The organism is Microbacterium trichothecenolyticum, assembly GCF_030818955.1.
In the GTDB taxonomy this organism is placed as follows: Bacteria; Actinomycetota; Actinomycetes; order Actinomycetales; family Microbacteriaceae; genus Microbacterium; species Microbacterium trichothecenolyticum_B.
Genome location: NZ_JAUTBF010000001.1, coordinates 2047056 through 2069889, shown reverse-complemented (window position 1 = coordinate 2069889; position 22834 = coordinate 2047056). Strand labels below are relative to the sequence as shown.

The 22834-nt window shown below is 71.6% G+C and carries 15 protein-coding genes and 1 pseudogene; 8 read left to right on the top strand and 8 right to left on the bottom strand.

What is annotated here, in order from left to right; translation table 11 throughout:
• The first annotated feature begins 7 nt into the window (after positions 1 to 7).
• The 5 genes from QE412_RS09870 to treZ all read left to right on the top strand — a co-directional run bounded on the left by QE412_RS09870 (position 8) and on the right by treZ (position 7853).
• Entirely contained in the window at positions 8 to 859 is an 852-nt protein-coding gene (locus QE412_RS09870) for a transposase (RefSeq protein ID WP_307482917.1), read from the top strand.
• Positions 856 to 1344, top strand: coding sequence for a glutaminase (locus QE412_RS09865; protein WP_307482914.1), 489 nt, complete (start codon positions 856 to 858; stop codon positions 1342 to 1344). Before QE412_RS09870 ends, QE412_RS09865 begins: the two co-directional genes overlap by 4 nt.
• 82 nt (positions 1345 to 1426) lie before the next feature.
• Positions 1427 to 3649 (top strand): glycogen debranching protein GlgX, encoded by a 2223-nt coding sequence (gene glgX, locus QE412_RS09860; protein ID WP_307482909.1) that lies wholly within the window; start codon positions 1427 to 1429, stop codon positions 3647 to 3649.
• 5 nt (positions 3650 to 3654) lie between these two features.
• Positions 3655 to 6042: a malto-oligosyltrehalose synthase gene (gene treY / locus QE412_RS09855; RefSeq protein WP_307487160.1), complete on the top strand. Its 2388-nt coding sequence runs from the start codon at positions 3655 to 3657 to the stop codon at positions 6040 to 6042.
• Positions 6043 to 6101: 59 nt separating this feature from the next.
• Positions 6102 to 7853, top strand: coding sequence for a malto-oligosyltrehalose trehalohydrolase (gene treZ, locus QE412_RS09850; RefSeq protein ID WP_307482906.1), 1752 nt, complete (start codon positions 6102 to 6104; stop codon positions 7851 to 7853).
• 55 nt (positions 7854 to 7908) lie between these two features.
• Here the strand turns inward: treZ and QE412_RS09845 are convergent, their stop codons facing one another.
• The 4 genes from QE412_RS09845 to QE412_RS09830 all read right to left on the bottom strand — a co-directional run bounded on the left by QE412_RS09845 (position 7909) and on the right by QE412_RS09830 (position 12460).
• A complete protein-coding gene (locus QE412_RS09845) occupies positions 7909 to 8724 on the bottom strand; it encodes a tryptophan-rich sensory protein (RefSeq protein WP_307482903.1) in 816 nt (271 codons plus the stop codon).
• A gap of 68 nt (positions 8725 to 8792) precedes the next feature.
• A complete protein-coding gene (locus tag QE412_RS09840) occupies positions 8793 to 9521 on the bottom strand; it encodes a GMP synthase (protein ID WP_307482901.1) in 729 nt (242 codons plus the stop codon).
• A gap of 112 nt (positions 9522 to 9633) precedes the next feature.
• Positions 9634 to 11619: a CocE/NonD family hydrolase gene (locus QE412_RS09835; protein ID WP_307482897.1), complete on the bottom strand. Its 1986-nt coding sequence runs from the start codon at positions 11617 to 11619 to the stop codon at positions 9634 to 9636.
• A gap of 121 nt (positions 11620 to 11740) precedes the next feature.
• The gene (locus QE412_RS09830) at positions 11741 to 12460 is read right to left on the bottom strand and encodes a LysR substrate-binding domain-containing protein (protein WP_307482894.1); all 720 of its coding nucleotides are present in this window, start codon (positions 12458 to 12460) and stop codon (positions 11741 to 11743) included.
• A gap of 34 nt (positions 12461 to 12494) precedes the next feature.
• Between QE412_RS09830 and QE412_RS09825 the strand changes: the two genes are divergently transcribed.
• Entirely contained in the window at positions 12495 to 12884 is a 390-nt protein-coding gene (locus QE412_RS09825; protein WP_307482891.1) for a DUF1304 domain-containing protein, read from the top strand.
• An 83-nt stretch (positions 12885 to 12967) separates the two neighbouring features.
• Here the strand turns inward: QE412_RS09825 and QE412_RS09820 are convergent, their stop codons facing one another.
• From QE412_RS09820 to QE412_RS09805, 4 genes and pseudogenes are all read right to left on the bottom strand, one after another.
• Positions 12968 to 13375 (bottom strand): transferase, encoded by a 408-nt coding sequence (locus tag QE412_RS09820; RefSeq protein WP_307482889.1) that lies wholly within the window; start codon positions 13373 to 13375, stop codon positions 12968 to 12970.
• Between the two features lie 280 nt (positions 13376 to 13655).
• Positions 13656 to 14432, bottom strand: a complete 777-nt coding sequence (locus QE412_RS09815) for a DNA-formamidopyrimidine glycosylase family protein (RefSeq protein WP_307482888.1) — start codon at positions 14430 to 14432, stop codon at positions 13656 to 13658.
• Positions 14425 to 19102: pseudogene (locus tag QE412_RS09810) on the bottom strand (ATP-dependent helicase). The gene QE412_RS09815 and the pseudogene QE412_RS09810 overlap by 8 nt, the downstream one beginning before the upstream one ends.
• A 320-nt stretch (positions 19103 to 19422) precedes the next feature.
• On the bottom strand, positions 19423 to 20079 hold the full coding sequence (locus QE412_RS09805; protein ID WP_307482880.1) for an alpha/beta hydrolase: 657 nt from the start codon (positions 20077 to 20079) through the stop codon (positions 19423 to 19425).
• Between the two features lie 82 nt (positions 20080 to 20161).
• On the opposite strand from QE412_RS09805, the gene QE412_RS09800 reads away from it, so the two are divergent.
• Together QE412_RS09800 and QE412_RS09795 are read left to right on the top strand one after the other, a co-directional pair.
• Positions 20162 to 20776, top strand: a complete 615-nt coding sequence (locus QE412_RS09800; RefSeq protein ID WP_307482877.1) for an NUDIX hydrolase family protein — start codon at positions 20162 to 20164, stop codon at positions 20774 to 20776.
• 113 nt (positions 20777 to 20889) lie between these two features.
• Complete coding sequence (locus QE412_RS09795; RefSeq protein WP_307482874.1) at positions 20890 to 22812, top strand: M3 family metallopeptidase; 1923 nt, start codon at positions 20890 to 20892, stop codon at positions 22810 to 22812.
• Positions 22813 to 22834 lie beyond the last annotated feature (22 nt).

Below are 22834 nucleotides of genomic sequence, written 5' to 3'. Positions count from 1 at the left end.
TAGGACGATGAGCGATGACGGTGCCCTCCTCGACGAGGCGGCCGCCGAACTCCTCGCGCTCCCACCCTCCCGCTTCACGGCCGCCCGCAACGCCCGGGCAGCCGAGGTCGGCGGCGCCGCGGGGTGCCGCATCGCCAAGCTGCGCAAGCCCACCGTCGCCGCCTGGGCGGTCAATCTGCTCGTGCGCGACGGGCAGCTCGGCGAGGCGGTGGAGCTTTCGCGCGCCCTGCACGAGGCTCAAGACGATCTGGATGCCGCGGAGCTCGCCCGGCTCGGAAAGCAGCGTCGACAGCTGGTGTCGGCCCTCGCGCGCCGAGCCCGCGATCTGGCCGACGCGGCGGGGACGCCGCTGAGCCCCGCGATGTCGGACGCGGTCGAGAAGACCGTCAATGCCGCGGTGGTCGACGACGCCGTCGCCGCCGCAGTGCTCACCGGACGCCTGGTGGCGGCGATCGACCTCGCCGACCTCGAGGGCCACGCTCTCGGCGGGGCGGTCGCGGGCTCGATGCCGGTCGCGGTTCCCGTGCTCGCGCCTGCGGACGATCTGGCCGAGCGACGTCGGCGCAGGTCGGCTGAGCGCGCGGTGCGCGAGGCCGAGCGCGCGCGATCCGACGCCGAACGGGAGCGCGCCGTCGCCGAGAAGCTGCTCGATGCCGCCCGCGAACGCGCGGATCGCGCGCACGAGCGCATCGATGCGCTGCGCGCGGAGCTGTCCCGTGCCGAGGCCGCCGCCGCGGCAGCCGACGCCGTCGTCGAAGCGCGCGAGGAGGAGCGCGTCGCGGCCGCGCGGGCGGCGAAGAACGCGGCCCGCGCGGTCGAGGCGGCCGAGGCCGCTCGCGACGGCGGGGGAGCGCCATGACGTCGTCGTCGGTACGTCGGCTGCTCGTCGAGGCGCGGGAGCGCCTCGGCGCCGCGCCGCGCGAGCGGCTCGGCGAGCTGCAGGAGGGGCGCCGGCTGCTCGGCATCCCGCGAGCCCCGCGCATCGTGCCGAGGGGAACGGCGTGGCATCTCGGTGTGCTCCTGGTCACCGACGACGGGGTGCTCGCCACCGGCGATATCGTCCGCTCCCGCGCGGAGGTGCGCCGCGGTTTCGCCGCCGAATCGCAACGCCGCCGTGCCGAGCTGTCGGCCGCTGCCGCGCGGGGCGGTGTGCCCGAGGGCGACACGGTGCACATCGGGTGGCGCCCGATCGATCTCGATGCCTTGGGCGCGGCATCCGGCCCGCTCGCGGTGCGCGACGGCGAGGCGCTCGTGCGCTGGAGCGCGGCCGGCGGCTACATGCCGCTGGAGCGCTACCTGTGGGAGCGGATCGATCTGCTCCGGCATCCGCCCGAGCGCGCGTAGCGGGCCCGCGCGCATAGTCGGGGGTGCCGCGAGTGTCAACAGCGATGACCCCGGCGCGTTTCGGAAACGACGCTGGTCTATCGTGAGCGACGTGCAGCAGGTATGGCCAGGATCCAGTTATCCCCTCGGGGCCACTTACGACGGAAACGGGACGAACTTCGCCCTGTTCAGCGAGGGGGCGGAGAAAGTCGAGCTCTGCCTCTTCGACGAGAACGGCGAGGAGACCTGCTACGAGCTGATCGACGTCGACGCGTTCGTGTGGCATGCGTATCTGCCGAACATCCTTCCGGGACAGCGATACGGCTATCGCGTCCACGGGGAGTACGACCCCGCGAACGGCAAGCGCTTCAACCCGAGCAAGCTGCTGCTCGACCCGTACGCGAAGGCCGTCGAGGGACAGGTCGAGTGGGGACAGGCCGTCTTCAGCTACGAGTTCGGCGATCCCGACTCGTTCAACGACGAGGACTCGGCCCCGCACATGATGAAGGGCGTGGTCGTGAACCCGTTCTTCGACTGGTCGGGCGACCGCCAGCCGAAGACCCCCTACGCCGAGACCTTCATCTACGAAGCCCACGTGAAGGGCCTCACCCAGCTGCATCCCGACGTTCCCGAGGAGTTGCGCGGCACGTACGCCGGCATCGCGCACCCGGCGGTCATCGATCACCTGCGCAAGCTCGGCGTCACCGCCATCGAGTTGATGCCCGTGCACCAGTTCGTCAACGACTCGACCCTCGAAGAGAAGGGCCTGTCGAACTACTGGGGCTACAACACCATCGCCTTCCTCGCGCCGCAGAACACCTACTCCTCGACCGGCGACCACGGCCAGCAGGTGCAGGAGTTCAAAGCCATGGTCAAGGCGCTGCACGCCGCCGGTATCGAGGTCATCCTCGACGTGGTCTACAACCACACCGCCGAGGGCAACCACATGGGCCCCACCCTGTCGATGCGCGGCATCGACAACGAGGCGTACTACCGCCTCGAAGACGACGACAAGCGCTACTACACCGACTACACGGGCACGGGCAACAGTCTCAACGTCGGCAACCCGCACACGCTGCAGCTCATCATGGACTCGCTGCGGTACTGGGTGCTCGAGATGCACGTCGACGGGTTCCGCTTCGACCTGGCATCCACCCTCGCGCGTGAGTTCTACGAGGTCGACCGCCTCGCCGCATTCTTCGAGCTCGTGCAGCAGGACCCGATCGTGTCGCAGGTCAAGCTCATCGCCGAGCCGTGGGACGTCGGCCCCGGCGGATACCAGGTCGGAAACTTCCCGCCCCAGTGGACCGAGTGGAACGGCAAGTACCGCGACACGGTGCGCGACTTCTGGCGCGGGGAGCCCCAGGCGCTCGCCGAGTTCGCGTCTCGTCTGACCGGCTCCGCCGACCTGTACGAGCACTCTGGCCGCCGCCCCGTGGCATCCATCAACTTCGTCACCGCCCACGACGGCTTCACGCTCCGCGACCTGGTGTCGTACAACGAGAAGCACAATGACGCCAACGGCGAAGACAACAACGACGGCGAATCGCACAACCGCTCCAGCAACATGGGCGTCGAGGGTGCCACCGACGACCCCGAGGTGCTCACGCGTCGCGCGCAGCAGCAGCGGAACTTCATCGCGACCCTGATGCTGAGTCAGGGTGTGCCGATGCTCCTGCACGGCGACGAGCTCGGTCGCACCCAGGGCGGCAACAACAACGGCTACGCACAGGACAACGAGATCACCTGGGTGGACTGGTCCAGCATCGACCACCCGCTCATCGAGTTCACCGCCGCCCTCGCGCGCTTGCGCAAGCAGCACCCCACCTTCCGCCGCAGTCGCTTCTTCGACGGCCGGCCCGTGAAGATGGAGGAGGGCGCGCCGATTCCCGATGTCGTGTGGTTGCGGCCCGACGGCTCGCTCATGCAGCCCGACGATTGGGACTCCGGCTTCGGGCGCGCGGTCGGGGTGTTCCTCAACGGGCAGGGCATCCGTGAGCGCGACCGGCGCGGGCAGTCCATTAGCGACGATCACTTCCTCGTGCTGTTCAACGCGGGCGACGAGCCGGTCGACTTCCACCTGCCGGCGTTCGAGTACGCCCCCGAATGGGACGCATACGTCGACACGGCCGGGGAACGCGCCAACACCGAGCCGCTCTCGCCCGGCGAGACCCTGCCGCTCGAGCCGAAGTCGCTCATCGTGCTGCGCGAGCACCACCTTCCCGAGCCGGAGGTCGATCACTCGGTGGCCGCCTCGCTGACGGCGCAGATCCAGGTGGTCGGCACCGACGACCTGCCGGGTCAAGCGCCCAAGCCGGAGCTGTGACCGCGATGCGGCATCCGCTTTCGACCTACCGCCTGCAGATCCGCGAATCGTTCACCCTCGACGACGCCGCCGAGGTCACCGGGTACCTCGGTGACCTCGGGGTGTCGTGGGCGTACCTGTCGCCGATCCTCGAGGCGACGCCCGGTTCGGACCACGGATACGACGTCGTCGACGTGACGCGGGTCGATCCCGCGCGAGGTGGCGCCGAGGGGCTCGAGCGTTTCGCGACGGCCGCGCGCGCCGAAGGGCTCGGCATCCTGATCGACATCGTGCCGAACCACATGGGCGTCTCGGAGCCGCGGACGAACGCGTGGTGGTGGGACGTACTGCGTCAGGGGCGCGCCTCGGCGCACGCGACGGCGTTCGACATCGACTGGGAGTTCGGGGGCGGCAAGGTGCGCGTGCCCGTTCTGGGCGATCACCTCGACGCCGTCGTCGACGAGATCTCGTACGACCCGACGCCGGCAGGGGACGCGCCCGACGGACTCATCCGCTACTACGACCACGTCTTCCCGGTCGCTCCGGGAACGGGACGTTCGGACGCCGACATCCGCGCCCTGCTCGACGCGCAGAACTTCGAGCTGCGGTTCTGGCAAGACGAGGCCGCCGAGCTCAACTACCGCCGCTTCTTCGCCGTCACGACCCTGGCGGGCGTGCGGGTCGAGCTGCCCGAGGTGTTCGAGGCGACGCACGCCGAGATCTTGCGCTGGGTGCGCGAGGGCCTCGCCGACGGTCTTCGCGTCGATCACCCCGACGGTCTCGTCGACCCCGGGGGATACCTGGATCGTCTCGCCGTCGCCCTGGAGGGCGCGGGGGGAGAGGATGCCGGATACGTGCTGGTGGAGAAGATCCTCGAGCACGGTGAAGCACTGCCGTCGTGGTGGAAGACCGCCGGGACGACGGGCTACGACGCGCTCGCCGAGATCGACCGCGTACTCACCGACCCCGCGGGCGAGGCGGCGCTGGACGCCCTGGATGCGCGACTGCGCGTCGACAGCGGCCTCGAACCGCTGACCGGGTGGCACGAGCTCATCCACGACACCAAGCGCAGGATCGCCGACTCCATCCAGGTGTCGGAGATCCGCCGCATCGTCCGCGGCCTCCCCTCCACGCTCCGTGAGGAGTTCGAGGCCGAGGCGCTGCAGGACGCGCTCGCCGAGATCCTCGCGTGCTTCCCCGTCTATCGCTCCTACCTGCCGGCCGGTCGCGCGCACCTCGATGCGGCTGCGGGCGAGGCCGAAGTGCGTCGCCCCGAGCTCGGCGACGTCATCGAGAAGCTCGTGCCGGCGCTCGCCGACACCGACCTCGAGATCGCGTGGCGCTTCCAGCAGACGACCGGCCCCGTCATGGCGAAGGGCGTCGAGGACACGGCGTTCTACCGCTACACGCGCCTGGGCTCGCTCACCGAGGTGGGCGGCGACCCCGGCCAGTTCGCGCTCGACGTGGACGGCTTCCACACCGCGCAGGCCCTCCGACACGCGTCGTGGCCGACCGCCATGACGACGCTGTCGACGCACGACACCAAGCGCGGCGAGGACACCCGCGCGCGCATCTCGGTGCTGGCGGAGATCCCCGACCGGTGGGCGGCGCGCCTGGAGGAGTTCCGTGGGATCGCCTCGACCGGTCACGGCCCGTTCGACGCGCTGCTGTGGCAGGCGATCGTGGGGGCGTGGCCGGCCTCGGCATCCACTCCGGAAGGCCTCAAGGTCTACCGCGAGCGCCTGCACGCGTACGCCGAGAAGGCCGCGCGCGAGGCGAGCGAGGTCACCGGCTGGTGGGAGCAGGACGAGGCGTTCGAGCAGCGCATGCATGCCGTCGTCGACGCGGCCACCGGGCCCGCCGCGGAGCGCGTGCGCGCCTTCGTCGACGAGATCGCGCCCGCGGGCTGGTCCAACGGCCTGTCGGCCAAGCTCCTGCAGATCCTCGGCGCGGGCGTCCCCGACGTGTACCAGGGCTCGGAGCTGTGGGAGCAGTCGCTCGTCGACCCCGACAACCGTCGCGCCGTCGACTTCGCCGAGCGGGCGCGCCTGCTCGCCGCCATCGACGCGCCGGGCGCGCAGCCTCCGGCCGTGGATGCCACGGGAGCGGCGAAACTGCTGGTGACCTCGCGTGCGCTGCGGGTGCGCCGCGATCACCCGCTCGAGATCTACCGTCCGCTCGAGGCCGCGGGCGCGGCGTCCGATCACGTCGTCGCGTTCGACCGCGGCGGCGTGTTCGCGGTGGCCACCCGCCTGCCGGTGAGCCTCGCGGCCGGAGGCGGATGGCGCGACACCGTGGTGCTGCTGCCCGAGACCCCCGTCGTCGACGTGCTGACCGGTCGCTCGTTCGCCGGCGGTGCCGTGCCGCTGGCCGATCTGCTGGCGGTGTACCCGGTGGCCCTGCTGATCTTCTGATTGCGAGGCGGATGCCGCCTCGTGTCGTCTGTGATCGTCCCCACGCGAAGGAAAGAACCATGAGCATCGAGGTCTGGGCCCCCAAAGCCGAGCGGGTGCGGCTGCGCCGGCTCGACGACAGCGGCGACACGGTCGCCGAAGACGTCGAGATGGAGTCGGCGGCGGACGGGTGGTGGACCGCGGCCATCGACCTCGCCGACGGTGAGCGGTACGGCTTCGTGCTCGGCGACGGCGACGACCTGCGTCCCGACCCGCGCTCGCGCCGGCAGCCCGGTGGCGTGCACGAGGCGTCGGCCTGGTTCGACCCGAGCGTGTACAGCTGGAACGACACCGCCTGGACGGGCAAGCAGCTCGCGGGCGGCCTCATCTACGAGCTGCACCTCGGCACCTTCACCCCCGAGGGAACCCTGGATGCCGCCATCGGCCGCCTCGACCACCTCGTCGACCTGGGCGTGACGCACGTCGAGCTGCTGCCCGTCAACGGCTTCAACGGCACGTGGAACTGGGGCTACGACGGTGTGCTCTGGTACACCGTGCACGAGGCCTACGGCGGGCCCGAGGCCTACCAGCGCTTCGTCGACGCGGCGCACGCGGCCGGCCTCGCCGTCATCCAGGACGTCGTCTACAACCATCTGGGCCCCTCGGGCAACTACCTCCCCGAGTTCGGCGAGTACCTGCGCGAGGGCAGCCGCAACACGTGGGGCGACTCGGTCAACCTCGACGAGGACGCCGTGCGCGCGTACATCCTCGACAATGCGCTGATGTGGATGAGCGACTACCACGTCGACGGCCTCCGTCTGGATGCCGTGCACGCGCTGCTCGACCACCGCGAGCCGCACCTGCTCCAGGAGATCGCCGAGCGCACCGACGCCCTGTCGGCGCACCGCGGCATCCCGCTGACGACCATCGCCGAATCCGACATGAACGACCCGAAGCTCATCCTCCCGCGCGAGGCGGGCGGCTACGGTCTGACCGCGCAGTGGTCCGACGACTGGCACCACGCCGCGCACGTCGCCCTGACCGGCGAGACCATCGGCTATTACGAGGACTTCGCCGACCTCGACGCGTTCCGCAAGGTCAGTGAGGGCGGTTTCTTCCACGACGGCACGTACTCGTCGTTCCGTGAGGAGAAGCACGGCAAGCCCATCCCGGATGCCGTGCCCACCTGGCGTCTCGTGACCTTCGCGCAGGACCACGACCAGATCGGCAACCGTGCCGCCGGCGACCGCCTGTCGCAGACGCTCGATTACGACCGTCTCGCGGCGGCTGCCGTGCTGACCCTCACCGCTCCCGGCACGCCGATGCTGTTCATGGGCGAGGAGTGGGGAGCGACCACCCCGTGGCAGTTCTTCACCTCGCACCCCGAGCCCGAGCTCGGCAAGGCCACCGCCGAAGGCCGCATCGCGGAGTTCGCGAAGATGGGGTGGGACGAGTCCACGGTTCCCGACCCGCAGGACCCCTCGACGTTCGAGAACTCGAAGCTCGACTGGGACGAGGTGGGCGAGGGCGACCACGCTCAGCTGCTCGGGCTGTACCGCGAGCTGGCGAAGCTCCGCCGCGAGCGGCCCGAACTGACCGACCCGTCGCGCGAGGGCCTGTCGGCTGCGGCTCGCGAGGCCGAGGGGGGCCGGGTCTACGAGCTGCGGCGGCGTGACCTCGTGGTCGTCGTGAACCTCTCGGACGCCGAGGCCTCGGCATCCGTGGCGTCCGATGCCCGCGTGCTGCTGGCGACGGTCGAGGGCGTGGCGCTCGCCGAGGGTGCCGTGACGGTGCCCGCGGGGGGCAGCGCGATCGTGGGTCCGGCTCTCTGACTCCGCGGCCGCGGTCCGCGCCGGTGGCGCGCTCGGGACATGCGGGGCGTCGGCGTCAGTCGACCGCGGGGCGCAGCAGCCGCAGCCCGCTCACGAGCAGCGGGGGCAGCAGGATCACCGCGGCGACGATGATGGCCGCCACGCCGATCGCGGTGCTGAGTGGTTGACCGGTGAACCGCTCGACGGCGAGCCAGCTCAGGCCCCACGCGAGAGCGAGCGCGGGCGCGAGGCGCCACGAGCTGCGCCACGCGATGGCCAGGCCGATCACGCCCACCACGACGAGGACGGCGACGCCGATGGCTCCCGCGGCGTCCGCCCACGTCGGAGGGACGATCGTCGTCAGCCACGCCGCGACGTTCGCGACGGTGGCGAGGGTGACCCAGCCGAGGTGCAGGCCCGTGACGCCGTCGATCAGCACGGCGTCGACGACCCCGCCGCGCGGGTCGCGGGTGAGGACGGCGATGCGGAATGTCCAACCGAGGGCCGCCAGCAGGAGCACGATGACCACGACGGTCGAGAACAGGGGGCCCAAGCGCGCGGCGACGAGCCAGGAGCCGTTCAGCACCATCGTGAGGGCGATCAGCCATCCGAGCGCGCGCTGCCGCGGATTCGCGCGCTGGCGGGGGAGGGCCTGCCAGATCGCGTAGGCGATGAGGCCCAGGTAGATCACCGACCAGATCGAGAAGGCGGGCCCGGCCGGGGCGAGATACGAGCCGTCGGTGTCGAGTGCGCCGCCCTGCTGGTTCTGCACGGCGGAGTTGCCGAAGGCGCCGGCTCCGATGACGGCCGCGATGAGCATGAACGACACTGCGGAGAGGACGACGATCTGGCGGGCGAGGTCGCTACCCCGGCGGGGAGTTGCTGCGTTCATGGTAGAACACTAGAAAAGCTAGCTAGTCACGGGCGCGGGCTTGACATCCGGCATCGTGTGCGAGAGCCTCACGCGGCGACGGCCCGCGCGGCGAACGAGCGCAGCAGCAGCGTCGGCTGCTCGACCGAGACGGTGCGCACGTGCGCCGACACCTCGTCGAACGCATCGGCGTCGAAGTACCCCGCGTCGCGGTACACGACCATGCGGGCCACGAACGCGTCGGCGGTGGGCTCGGGGTGGAACTGCGTCGCCCACAGCCCGGCGCCGACGCGATAGGCCTGCACCGGGCAGGCGTCGTTCTCGGCGAGCAGCGTCGCCCCGGGCGGCACGCTCGCGGTGCCCTCTTTGTGCGCGGTGAGCGCCTCGAACCGGGGATTCAGGATGCCGAAGAGCTCGTCGTCGCGCCCCGCCACCGTCAGCGAGATGTCGGTGGGGCCCGTGCCCTCGGGGTGCAGGAGCGTGACCTCGCCGCCGAGGAGTCGCGTCACCACGCCGATGCCGTAGCACGTGAACATCGCGTTCGTCCGGCCGTCGATGGCGGCCCCGGCGAGGCGTTCGAGATCGCGCTCGAGCCGGCGCTGGTCATCGGTCTTGTCGGGGTCGGTGACGTTGAAGGGGCTCCCGCCCACGACGACGCCGCCGTACCGGTCGAGGTCGTCGGGCAGGGGATCGCGCACGAGGTCGTGGTGTACGAGGTCGGCATCGCCCACCCCGAGGCCGTCGCGGAACGACGCCCACTCGGCCACCGCCGCTGTGCGCTGCGGCCGGGCGCAGACGTAGAGCAGGCGTGCGGTCACCCAGGGATTCTATGCGTCGGCGAGGGCGCCGGGGTCCGCGCGCGACTGCGAACGCCACCGTGCCCGCATGGGCGCTCCGCTCGAGGGAAGCCGCCCGCGCTCCGCGACCCGCTCAGCGGCGACGCGCCCACCGTCGTCGTCGCGTACCGACGGCGATGCCGGCGGCGACGGCGCCCAGCGCCCACAGCGCCACGGTCGGCTCGATGTCGACGCCCGACTCCGCCAGGCGGGCGGGCGCGGCCGTCGTCGGCGCCGGTGTCGGGGCGGGGGCGGAGAGCGAGAAGCTCGGCGATATCGCCCCGATCGCCACCGGCCACCGCGCGTTCGCGAGATAGGTCGTCAGGAACGGTGCGGGCTGCCCCTCGGTCGCGACATCGCCCGCCGTGCTCTGCACGGGCAGGGCGATGGTGCCGCCGTCGATCGTGATCGTCTGACCGCTGGGCGTCGGGCGCCACGCGGTCGAGTCGGTCGTCCCGACCGAGACGAGCACCGCGTGGCCCGTCTGCAGGGTCCAGTCGACGTCGCGCAGGTGCAGAGAGGTCTCGCCCGTGGCGGACACGGGCGCCGCCGCCTCGTCGAAGAGGGTCGGCACGCCGTCGGTCCCGACGTCCCACACGCGTACGTGGGTCACCCCGCTCCCGCGCGCCCGCAGAGCGACCTCGATGGTGCCGCTGAGCCGCGTCGCCTCCGTGACGGGCGTCGAGAGCGTCTGCGACGCGCCGATGCTCTGCGCATCGCGCGGCGCCGTGCCGAAGAGGGTTCCGTCGCCCTGATCGCCCGGCGGCAGAGCGTTTGCACCGGCCCCGGTGTCGATGTACGTCCCGGGGGAGAGGGACGCCGTGACCTCGCGTGTCGCCCCCGGCCAGGTGGACTGCAGACGCCAGCGGCCGAGATTGTCCTGCAACGCCCACGAGGGGGCGGGCGCGGAAGCGTCGCGCAGATGGGCGTCGAAGAACGCGCGCACCTCGCCGAACCAGTCGGCACGGCCCATCTCGAGGTTCCCCTGGTCGTCGACGTCGTTGCCGGCGACGTGGTTCCACGGCCCCGCCCACGCGCTGACCGGTGCGTCGATGGCATCCAGGAACTCCGCCATGCCGTCGGGGCGGGTGTTGTTCTCGGTCCAGCCCTGCGTCAGCAACAGCGGCACCGTCGAACCGTGGGCCTGCGCCGCGAGGTCGCGAGCGCTCCAGAAGGGGGAGGTGCGTTGCGTGGACAGGGTGTCGGCCAGGATGCCGCTGGCGCACTCCGGATGCGTCTGCTCGTACGCCGCGTTCGCGCGGTAGCGCTCGGTGTCGGGCGGTACGACGACGCCGTCGACCGTGCCGGAGTGGTCGATGCCGGGGAGCGCGGCGATGCGGTTGAACGCGTTGATGGTCACGCGGTTGTTCTCGGAGGGGATGCCGTTTTCGTAGAGGTAGTCGTAGAGGTTCCACGCCGGTTCCTGGGCGACGACGGCGGCGAGACCCGCGGGGCGCGAGGCGATGCCCATGAGTCCGGTGGCCGCGTCGTACGACTTGCCGTACATTCCCACCCGACCGTTCGACCATGGCGCGGATGCCGCCCACTCCACGAAGGTGCGCACGTCCGCCTGCTCGCCGGGGCCGGCGAGGTCGTAGCACCCGGAACTACCGCCGAACCCGCGCAGGTCGGCGAAGACGACCGTGTAGCCCGCGGCCATGAGTCCGGCGCCGTCGATGAATGCGCGGTGGCGCATCGTCGGGCCCGTGTAGGCCTTGTGTTCGTCGCTCTGGACGCCGGCGTGCGAGAGGTACGGGCCGCTGATGAGGATGACGGGTGTGCGCGCATCGGCGGACAGGCCGGCGGGACGCAGCACGTCGGCATGGAGCTCGACGGCGCCACCGTCGCGGGTGGGCACGGTCGCCGGCAGGTAGTGCTCGCTCCAGACGGCCCCCTCGGGCACCGAGGGGTTCTCGGCGTGGGTGGTGCCCTCGGACACCGCGGGGGATGCGGCGTCGATGAGGGATACCGGCGTGGTCGTGGTCGTCCCGTCCCAAGCCTCGGCGGCGGGAGTACCCGTGAAGACGACCGTCACGGCGATGACCGCCGTCGCCGTGTACATCCTGCGTCGCCGCTGCATTCCGTCTCCCCTCGGTGCGCGTCGCTGGCAACATATCGCGCGCGGCGTCCGCGCGTGGGAACGCGCGTCCGGGCGCGGCGCCTCATCCGCGTCGCGGTGCGGCACCGTGTCGGCCGCGGTGTCAGCGCGACGAGCGGGCGGTGCGGCCGCGCACGATGCCCACGAACGCCTCGACGTCGGGCGTCGTCCGCTCACGCAGCCATGCCAGGGCGACGGGGGAGACGGGTCCGTCCCGCAGCACGCGATAGTCCACGTCCTTGCGGGCGTGCGCGCGGGCCAGCGACATCGGCGCGATCACGACGCCCACGCCCGCGGCGACCGTCGCGATGGCCTCGGCGGTGTCGGCCGGAGGCGCGAACGCCGGGGTCACGGCATCCGGGATCTGCGCGTGCAGCACGTCGTCGAGCGGGACGATGACGATCTCGCCGGCGAGGTCGGACGCGTCGAGCTCATCGGCGGCCGACAGATGCGAATCCGCCGACACGACCACCACGGGCAGCTCCGCGTAGAGCTCGATGACATGCAGGTCGTCGGCTGCCGAAACGGGCAGGCGCACGAGCGCGGCGTCGACGTCGTCGAGATGCGCCCGCTGGGTGGCCACATCGATCTCGCGCAGCTCGAGCGCGACGTGGGGCATGCGTTCGCGCCACAGATCGATCCACTTGCCGGGCGTCGTCCCCGGCACCGCGCCCAGCACGAACGTGCGAGGCGGTTCGGCGGGCGACGGGGCGGGGCGGGGGTTCGGCTTCGCCGGGCGTTTCGCCGTGTGGGGACGCACGGCGGGGCGCTTGCGCGCGCTGCCGCCGGAGCCGCGTCCGCGGGAGCCGCTGCCGTTCGCCATGGTTCCAGGCTATCCGCGCGAGTACCGTGGGAGCATGATCGGCATCCTGGCTCTCGTCTTCGCGGGGCTCGCGGCCCTGCTGCACGTCTATATCTTCGTGCTCGAGAGCGTGCGATGGACGCAGCCGAAGACCTGGCGGGTGTTCGGCATCGTCGACCAGCGGACCGCCGATGCGACCAAGCCCATGGCCTACAACCAGGGCTTCTACAACCTGTTCCTCGCGATCGGTGCCCTCGTGGGCGTCGTCGTGTGGATCGTCGGCGGCATCGGCGACCCGGTCGGGCGCACCCTGCTGTGCTTCTCGCTGGCCTCCATGCTGGCAGCGGCCCTCGTGCTGATCACCTCGGGCCGGAAGTACGTGCGGCCCGCCGCGATCCAGGGCACCCTGCCGCTCATCGGCCTGGTGCTGACGATCCTCACCTGACCCGCGCGGACCATCGCCCGCGACGCGCGAACCCGCACGCTCCGAGGAGTCGTGCGGGTCGTGGATGCCGGATCGTCAGCGCGTCAGGCGGCCAGACGCAGCCCCCGCCGATCCGTCGCGACGGCTTCGCCGTCGTTGATGATCTCGTCGTCGCCGATGAGGGAACCGGTCGCGACGCGCGCGTTGTGACCCACCTGCGTGCGAACACCGATGTGGGCACCCGCCCCGATCACCGCGCCGGCGCAGATGTGCGCGTGCGGCTCGATGTGCGCCTCGGGCCCGATGACGGCGTCGGATTCGATCCACGCGCCGCGTCCGACACGAACCCCCGCGGCGATCTGCACGCCGGGTTCGATGTAGGCGCCGTTCTCGACCAGCGCCGACGGGTGGACTTTCGCGCCGTGCGCGACGAGTCCACGACCATTGACGTGCTTGCGGTAGCGCAGCGTCTCGCCGTGGTCGTTCTCGATGTCGATGTAGTTCTTTCCCACGATCCCCTCCGGACGGCTATCGGGTCGGCCGACATAAATGACAACGGGTCGGGAATGAGCTTCATTCCCTCGAATGCTTCTTCGTCGCCCGTGCCGCCATCGGTTTGCTCGACGTCGAAGGAACTGCGGCTCGTTCCCCGGCGTTGTTTCGTCCCTCCGTTCTCCCACGGCGAGCCGGGAGCCACTGCCGGGTTGACAGGTCGGTGCGAAGGGGTCGTCTTCGCGAGGGAGCACCACGCGCGATTCGCGCGGCGAGCGCGGCGCCGGCTCGTCGACGGTGTCACCCGGGCTGGCATGTCGGGCACCAGTAGACGTTGCGCTCGCTGGTCGCCGAGGCACCGAGCGAGGTGGCGCGGATCGGTGTGCCACAACGGCGGCAGGGGGCGCCCTCCCGGCCGTAGACCCAGAAGCGGCGACCCGGGCGCGTGTCGCCGGTGAAGGTGCGTTCGGGACGCGGCAGGTTGGCTCGGATCATGCGCTCGCCGAGCGCGATCGTGGCCTGCGCGTCGATGTCGGTCGCCGGGGTCGTCGGAGCGATGCCGCGCACGAACAGCAGTTCGTTCGCGTAGACGTTGCCGAAACCCGCGACGTTTCGTTGATCGAGCAGGGCGACGTGGGCCGCGCGCTCGTCGGCCGAGACTCGGCGCACGGCTTCGGCTTCGTCCCAGTCGTCGGCCAGCAGATCGGGACCCAGATGACCGATGACGGTGTGCTCGTCGACCGTTCGCAGCACCTCCACCATGGCGAGGTCGAATCCGACGGCATCGGCCCCGCTCACGCCCACGATCGCCCGCGCCTTGAACGCCGGACGCCGCCATCGCTCACCGGGACGATAGATGTCCCAGCGGCCCTCCATCTTCAGGTGCGAGTGCAACGTGTAGCCACCGATGCGGTGCAGCAGATGCTTTCCGCGTGCGGCGACCTCGTGCACCGTCTCACCTCGCAGGTCGGCGGTCGCGCTGCCGGGCACGCGGACGTCGAACCGCGTCACGACCTTTCCGGTCAGGGCGGCCGTGAGCTTCGCCGCGGCGCGGTAGACGGTATCGCCCTCAGGCACGCGCGGCCTCTCGCAGCGTGTCACCGGCGGTGACCTTGCGCAGGGTCAGGCCCTTGGTCGACTCGACGAACCCGGCCTCGCGCAGGGCCCGACCGACCGCGGTGCCGTACACGAACTCGCCGTTCACCTGCTCCACCGTGAGGGTCTCGAGACGGCGGCGCTTTGCGGTCTCGGCGAGGTGGCGGGCGGCACCCAGCAGCCGCGCCTCATCGTCGGTGAAGGCGAGAGCGCTGCGACCGCCGCGCTCGAGGTACATCGTCAGCTCTCCGTCGACGAGCACCACGAGTCCACCGGCCTTCCGCCCGGGGCGGTGGGTGACCCCCTCGATCGCCGGCCAGCCGAGCGCCGCGCCGTAGGGGTTCGCCGGGTCGGTCGCGGCGAGGGTGACCGTGCGCAGTGGCGGCGGGTCGGCGACCGCGGCGAACTCGCGCAGGCGGTCGACCGTCGCCGACGCCGCGAACTGCGCGGCGCCGAGTTTTTCGATCACGTACCCGCGGCGGCAGTGCCCCGCTTCTTCGAACCCCGCCAGAATGCGGTACACCTGTGCGAATCCGCCGGGAACCCCCTCGGACTGCACCGCTCCCCGCGTGACGACGCCGTAGCGGTCGAGCAGCAGACTGGCCGTCGCGGTCGCCCGGGCTGCCGCGTCGGGCTCGCGCTGGGGCAGGAGCGACCACCGCCCGCCGAGCGACGGAGGGCGAGGTGCCGACGAGGCGCGGGGAACGACGGCGCCCCGGTACATCCTGGCCCGCGGGGCCCGCCGCGCCACGCGGTGGGACTGCCCGCCCCCGCTGAGCAGCGTGCGCACGGGAGCGAAGGTGTCGTTGGTCACCCGTCCGGCCCAGGTGAGCGCCCAGAGGGCATCGTTCACGGACTGCTCGTTCTCGGCGCCGGCGAGCTGCTTCAGCTGCGCCGCGAAGTACGCCCCACCGCCTTCGAGGGCGTCGAGGAGGCGCGCCTCGAGCGAATCCGGTGCAGGGTCGTCGGGATCGTCGGGGTCTTGCAGGGTGAAGGGCGCGGCTTCGGCCGGGTGCAGGGCGATCCAGCCGTCACGGCCCGGCAGGGTGCCGTGGCCCGACCAGACCACCTCACCGGTCGCGGTGAGCTCGTCGAGCAGTGCCGGAGAGTAGTCGGACACCCGCGAGGGCAGGATGAGCGACTCCCACGCACTCGCCGGGATGGGAACGCCGGCGAGCTGCTCGACCACGGCGAGGACCCCGTCGATGCCCTCGAGCGGGCGGCCGAGGTGCTGCCAGACCGGCAGGAACCGCGCGTAGGCCGCCGGGGGCACCGGTTCGACGCTCCCACGGATGGCGGCGAGCGAGCGCATGCGCAGGCGCCGGAGCACCTCGACGTCGCACCACTCCGTGTCGTCGCCGCGCGATCGGCCCGAGGCTTCGGGCAGGAAGAAGCCGCTGGCCAGGCGTCCCTGCGACTCGAGGCGCTGCAGGGTCAGCCGCGCGACGGCGACTCCGACGCCGAGCCGGTCGGCGACCGCGTCGGTCGTGAACGGCGCGTGGGTGCGGGCGTACCGGGCGACGAGGTCGCCGAGCGGATCGGCCAGGGGTTCGAGGAAGGCGTTCGGGATGCCGACGGGCAGGGCGGCGCCGAGCGCATCGCGAAGGCGCCCTGCGTCTTCGATGCCGGCGACCCGCGAGACGCCGCCGATCGTGACGCGGATCGCGCGACGGTCGTCGACGAGGGTGGCGAGATGTCGCTCGGCCTCGGCGAGGGCGTCGTCGGCCTCGGCGTCGAGGCGGGCCGCGACCTCGTTCGCGTCGAGCGGGCCGAGGACGCGGAGCAGGTCGGCTACGCCCTCGATGCCCCGGGCGCGACGGTCGGGGTCGAGGCGCTGCGCTTCGCGCTCGAACTGTGCGATCACCTCGGGGTCGAGGAGTTCGCGCATCTCGACCTTGCCGAGCAGCTCGCTCAGCAGGGCCGGGTCGACCGAGAGAGCGGCGGCGCGACGCTCCGCGAGCGGCGAGTCGCCCTCGTACATGAACGCGCCGACGTAGCCGAAGAGCAGATCGCGGGCGTACGGCGAGGGCTGCGACGTGGTGATCTCGACGAGGCGGATACGCCGTTCGCCGATCTGACGGGTCACGCGCAGCAGGGCCGGCAGATCGTAGACGTCTTGCAGCACCTCGCGCAGCGTCTCGAGAATGATCGGGAACGCCGGGTGGCGCTTGGCGACCTCGAGCAGCTGCGCCGAGCGCTGGCGCTGTTGCCACAGGGGCGAGCGGCGGTTGGGGTTCAAGCGGGGGAGCAGCAGGGCCCGGGCCGCGCACTCGCGGAAGCGCGACGCGAACAGCGCCGAGCCGCCCACCTCGTCGGTGACGATCTGCTCGAGCTCGTCGGGTTCGAACACGAAGAGGTCGGCCCCGGGTGGTTCGGCCGCGGCATCCGGCACCCGGGCGATGATGCCGTCATCGCTTGCCACGGCCGCCCCCTCGACGCCGAGACGCTCGCGGATGCGCGCGTTGACCGCCAGTGCCCACGGGGAGTGCACCTGCATGCCGTAGGGGGAATGCAGGATGATGCGCCAGTCGCCCACCTCGTCGCGGCTGCGCTCCACGGTGAGGGTGCGGTCGGTCGGCAGGCTCCCGGTCGCCTCGCGCTGCTCGGCGAGATACGAAAGAAGGTTGGTGATGGCGTTGTCGTCGAGCCCCGACTCGCGCAGGCGCTCGGTGGCTTTCTCGCGGTCGGCGCCGGCGAGATCGCGCGAGAACTTCCCGAGCGCTTCGCCGAGCTCGGCGGGGCGGCCGATGCCGTCACCGTGCCAGAACGGGAGCTTGCCGGGCTGGCCGAAGGTGGGGACGACGTTGACGCGGTCGTGGGTGATCTCGACGATGCGCCAGCTCGTCGTGCCCAGGGTGAACACGTCGTTGACGCGGGACTCGTAGACCATCTCTTCGTCGAGCTCGCCGACGCGGGCGTTGTGCGACTCGCCCGCGACGAAGACACCGAACAGGCCGCGGTCGGGAATGGTGCCCCCGCTGGTGACGGCCACGCGCTGGGCCCCCGGGCGGCCGGTGAGCGTGCCCGCGTCGCGGTCCCACACCAGGCGGGGGCGAAGCTCGGCGAACTCGTCGGAAGGGTAGCGGCCCGCGAGCAGGTCGAGGGTGGCCTCGTACGCCGAACGGGGGAGCGAGCGGAACGGAGCGCTGCGCTTGACGGTGTCGAACCACTCCTCGACGTCGATCGAGCCGAGGGCTGACGCAGCCACGGTCTGCTGCGCGAGGATGTCGAGCGGGTTCTGCGGCACCGAGATGGCCTCGATCCGCCCGGCGAGCATGCGCTCGGTGACCACGGCCGTGTGCAGGACATCGCTGCGATGCTTGGGGAAGAGCGCGGCGCGACTCACTTCGCCGACCTGGTGACCGGCACGCCCCACGCGCTGGAGTCCGGATGCCGCGCTCGGCGGCGCCTCGACCTGGATCACCAGATCGACCGCGCCCATGTCGATACCCAGTTCGAGGCTGCTCGTCGCCACGACGCATCGCAGAGCGCCGGACTTCAGCTCGTCTTCGACCTGGGCCCGCTGTTCTTTCGAGACCGAACCGTGGTGGGCCTTGGCGAGGATCGCCGCCACCCCCGCCGATGACCCGGCCTGCGCCATCGTCGCGGCGGGAACGGTCGGTTCGGGGATATCGATGCCCTGTCGCTCGGCGTAGATCTCGTTGAGTCGCCCGGTGAGGCGCTCGGCCAGGCGCCGAGAGTTCGCGAACACGATCGTCGATCGGCGTTCCAGGATGCGGTCGACGATGGCCTCCTCGACGTGCGGCCAGACCGACCCCGCCATTTCGGTGCTCTCGGGCCGCTCCGAGAACCACTCGCCGTCGGCCGCCTCGTCGACAGCGGGGGAGCCCGGTGGCGGGGGCGGGTTGAGCATGTCCTCGATGGGTACCACGACCGACAGATCGAACGCCTTCGTCGCCTTCGGCGCCACGATGTCGACGGGCTGCGCCCCACCGAGGAAACGCGCGACCTCGTCGATCGGCCGCACCGTCGCCGACAGGCCGATGCGCTGTGCCGGTGCGTCGAGAAGGGCGTCGAGGCGCTCGAGACTCACCGCCAGGTGCGCGCCGCGCTTGGTCGCCGCGACCGCATGCACCTCGTCGATGATGACCGTGTGCACGCCCCGCAGCGTCTCGGCCGCCTGGCTCGTGAGCATGAGATAGAGGGACTCGGGCGTCGTGATGAGGATGTCGGGCGGATCGGCGACGAGCTTGCGACGCTCGCTCGAGCTGGTGTCGCCCGAACGGACGCCGACGGTGACCCCCGGGACCTGGATGCCGAGGCGCCGGGCGGACTGCCCGATGCCGACGAGTGGCGAGCGGAGGTTGCGCTCCACGTCGACGCCCAACGCCTTCAGGGGCGAGATGTAGAGGACGCGCGTGTTCCTCGCCGGGGTCTTCGCGGCCGCCTTCTTTCCCCGGCGCGGGGTCTCGGCATCCGGGGTCTCGGGGTTCTTCTCGCGCGAAGATGCGGTCGATGGCGAAGAGGAAGGCGGACAGGGTCTTTCCGGAGCCGGTCGGCGCGACCACGAGGGCGTTGCGACCGGACGAGACCGACTCCCACGCGCCTTTCTGCGCGGTGGTCGGCGCCGAGAACGCGCCACGGAACCAGTCCTGCGTCGCAGGACCGAATCTCTCCAACACGTCGGCCATGCCGACATCTTCTCTCGGACCTCCGACATCGGGCCGGGGTTGACGTCCGCCCGTCGCGCAACGCCTCCCTCTCCGCCACGGCGGCCATGATTCCGCCCCGGGCGAAGGCGCCACAGCTACGGCGTGCCGAGGGTGGCCCCCTGAACAGCCCATCGCCGTCCCCGCGGGCCGCGGTCGCGGCCGTCTGGGTGCTCCTCGTCCTGGTCATCGGAGCCGCCCTGTGGTCGGGGGCGCAGAACCTCGTCCGGGGTGGCACGATCGACGGCCCCCTTGGCCCTGCTGTTCGGCGAGCTCGCCGCGTTCACGCTGCGCGCGGGTCTTCACCCCTCGCGCTCGGCCAGACGCGCGTCGAGGAAGGCCCGGACGTCGTCGAGCTCGTCTTGCGAGATGGAGTGGGTCAACCCGGGGTAGACCCGCCCGCTCAGTCGGCTGTGCCCCGGGAGCCATTGCGCGGTCTGGTCGACCGCGTGGGCCGGAATCACGTCGTCCGCTGCACCGCGGCCCCAGAAGACCGGGGGTCGTCGCTCGGCCAGGACGGCGTCTCCCGGCATCTCCCCGCCGGGGGCGTATCCGGCCAGCACCACCGCGAACGACACCGCGTCGGGATCGGCGCGCAGGGTCTGCAGCGCGACCGCGCCGCCCTGCGAGAATCCGAGCAGTCCCACCGGCGCTGGGCCGACGGCATCCTGGACGAAGGCGAGGACCGCGTGCGCCGCCCGCGTGATCTCGCGGGGATCGCGCCCGTCGAGCCCCTCGATCGGATACCACGAGGCGCCCGGCATGGGCCACGGCGGTGCCAGCGGAGCACGCACGCTCGCGATCACGAACCCGTCGGGCAGGTACGGCACCAGGCCGAACAGATCGTGTTCGTCGGAGCCGTAGCCGTGCAGGAGCAGCAGAACGGGCCGGCCACCGCGTTCGGCTGCGGGCACCGACCAGCGCACGACGGAAGGATCGAGGCAGGGATGCGCGCTCATGCGGCCATTGTGGCAAAGGGGTCAGACATCCCGCCGCGGCGGACACGCGGCATCCGGGGCCGACGCTTGATATACAGGGACCATGCCCGTGCGTACCCCCGACCCCGAACCCGGCGACAACGGCGACGAGCGCGAGCCGCTGTCGGCGTCCTTCTCGGGTGCGCCCGGGACCCCGAACACCAACCCGGGCTGGCTGAGCGAGGTCGAGCTCGCCGAGGCGCGACGGCGCCTGCCCATGCTCTACGTCGAGGCACTGCCCGTGCGCACCGACGGGATGGGCGCGGTCACCCAGGTCGGCATCCTGCTGCGCGCGACGCCGCTGGGCGAGATGACGCGCACGCTCGTCTCGGGCCGCGTGCGCTACGGCGAGACCGTGCGCGACGCGCTGTTCCGCCACCTCGAGAACGACCTCGGCCCCATGGCGTTCCCGCTGCTCCCCCCGCAGCCGACCCCCTTCACCGTGGCCGAGTACTTCCCGTTGCCCGGAGTGAGCGCGTTCCACGACGACCGCCAGCACGCCGTCTCGCTCGCCTACGTCGTGCCCGTCACCGGCACGTGCGAACCACGCCAGGACGCGCTCGAAGTCACGTGGCTGTCGCCCCAGGAAGCGGCATCCGACGCCCTTTCCGACGAGATGGAGGGCGGTCGCGGCACGCTGATCCGGCTGGGTCTGGCCTCGGTGGGCGCGCTGCGCTGAGATCCGGTCCGGATGCCGTGCCCCGCCCTTCTCGGGCGCGCACCCGGCGTCTCGTGCGCCGCCGACCCGTCGGTCTCGTTGCCGGTGTCGGAGGGGGTACCTAGGGTCGGAGCATGCAGCATTCCCCGCTGGAACCCCTGATCCTCCCGACCGATCTCGCCAGCTGGCTCGAATTCGCCGTCGACCGTCCGGTCGAGCGGCTCGAGCGGGTCGCCGCGATCGATGCCCGGCTCGTCGCCGACACGACGCTGAGCGTTCGCGAACGACTCGACCTGTGGAACGACGCCGACATCGCGCTCGCCGAGGCGGCGGCGCCCTCGCACCTGCTCAGCGAGTGCCATCCCGACGCCGACGTGCGCGCCGTCGCCGAGAAGCAGGCACAGGCGATCGAGGCCGTCCAGGCCCGGCGGCTGCTCGATCGCGGCCTCTGGGGTGTCTTCGCCGACGCGGATGCCGCGGGGCTCGACGCCGCGCAGGCACGCCTTCTCGAGCACATCCGACGGGACTTCCGCCGGGGCGGCGTCGATCTGGGCGAGACCGATCGCGCACGCGTGCGGGAGCTCACCGAGCGCGACACCGAGTTGTCGCTGGCGTTCTCGCGGAACATTCGCGAGGGTCGGCGCGAGATCCGCGTCGCCGCCGCGTCGCTGGACGGTCTGCCGACCGACTTCCTCGACGCCCACCCGGCCGACGACGCCGGTCTGGTGACGCTCACCACCGAGTACACCGACCTCATGCCAGTTCGGGAATACGCGCGCGAGCGGTCCGTGCGGCACGCCCTCGTCGGCGCCTACAACGACCTCGCGTGGCCCGAGAACGAGCCCGTTCTGAAGGAGCTGCTGGCGGTCCGCGCCGAGCGGGCGGCGCTCCTGGGCTACGGCGACTGGGCCGACTACGAGACCGAGACGCGCATGACCGGCTCCAGCGCCGCGGTCGATGCATTCCTGATCCGGGTGGCCGAGGCGGCCGCCCCCGCCGCCGCGCGCGAGTACGATCGCGTGCTCGAGAGACTCCGCCGCGACGAGCCCGGCGCCGATACCGTCACGATCGCCGACTTCTGGTATCTGCTGGGCGCCCTCAAGCGCGAGGAGTACGGCGTCGACGCCCAGCTCGTTCGCTCGTACTTCCGCTTCGATCGCGTGCTCGAGGGCGTGCTCGCCACGACCGCGCGTCTACTCGAGGTCGCGTACGTCCCCGTCGACACGCCCTCCTGGCACGACGACGTGCGCACGTACGACGTGGTGCGTGCCGGCGAGCGCCTCGGCCGCATCCACCTCGATCTGCACCCGCGCGACGGCAAGTACAACCACGCCGCCTGCTTCGGGCTGGTCCCCGGCATCGCCGGGCACTCCCTGCCCGAGGGAGTCCTCTTGTGCAACTTCTCTCGTGGACTCCTCGAGCACGACGAGGTCGTCACCTTCTTCCACGAGTTCGGCCACCTCGTGCACGACATCCTCGGCGGGCGGCAGCGGTGGGCCGCTTTCACCGGCATCGCGACCGAGTGGGACTTCGTCGAGGCCCCGAGCCAGCTGCTGGAGGAATGGGCGTGGGACGCCGAGGTGCTGGCATCCTTCGCCGTCGACGACGCGGGCGAGCCCATCCCGGCCGACCTCGTCGCGCGCATGCGCACCGCCGACGCCTTCGGTCGCGCGCTCGAGGTCACCCGTCAGCTCGGACACGCGACGACCTCGTACCGCCTGCACGTCGATCGCCCGACCGACCTGCGCCCCGCGGTAGAGGGGTACTACCGCGCCGCGAGCCCGATCGCACCGCTCGGCGGCTCCCACTCGTACGCCGGCTTCGGCCACCTCACGGGGTACGGAGCCTGCTACTACACGTACCAGTGGAGTCTCGTGATCGCCCGCGACCTGCTCTCGGCCTTCGGCGACGACCTGTTCGACCCCGAGATCGCGCTGCGCTACCGGCGCGAGATCCTCGAGCCCGGGGGAACACGCGACGCGCGTGATCTGGTCGAGGCCTTCCTCGGGCGCGAGAGCACGTTCGACGCGTACCGCGACTGGCTCGCCGGATCCTGAAACGGCGCTATCCCGAATCGGC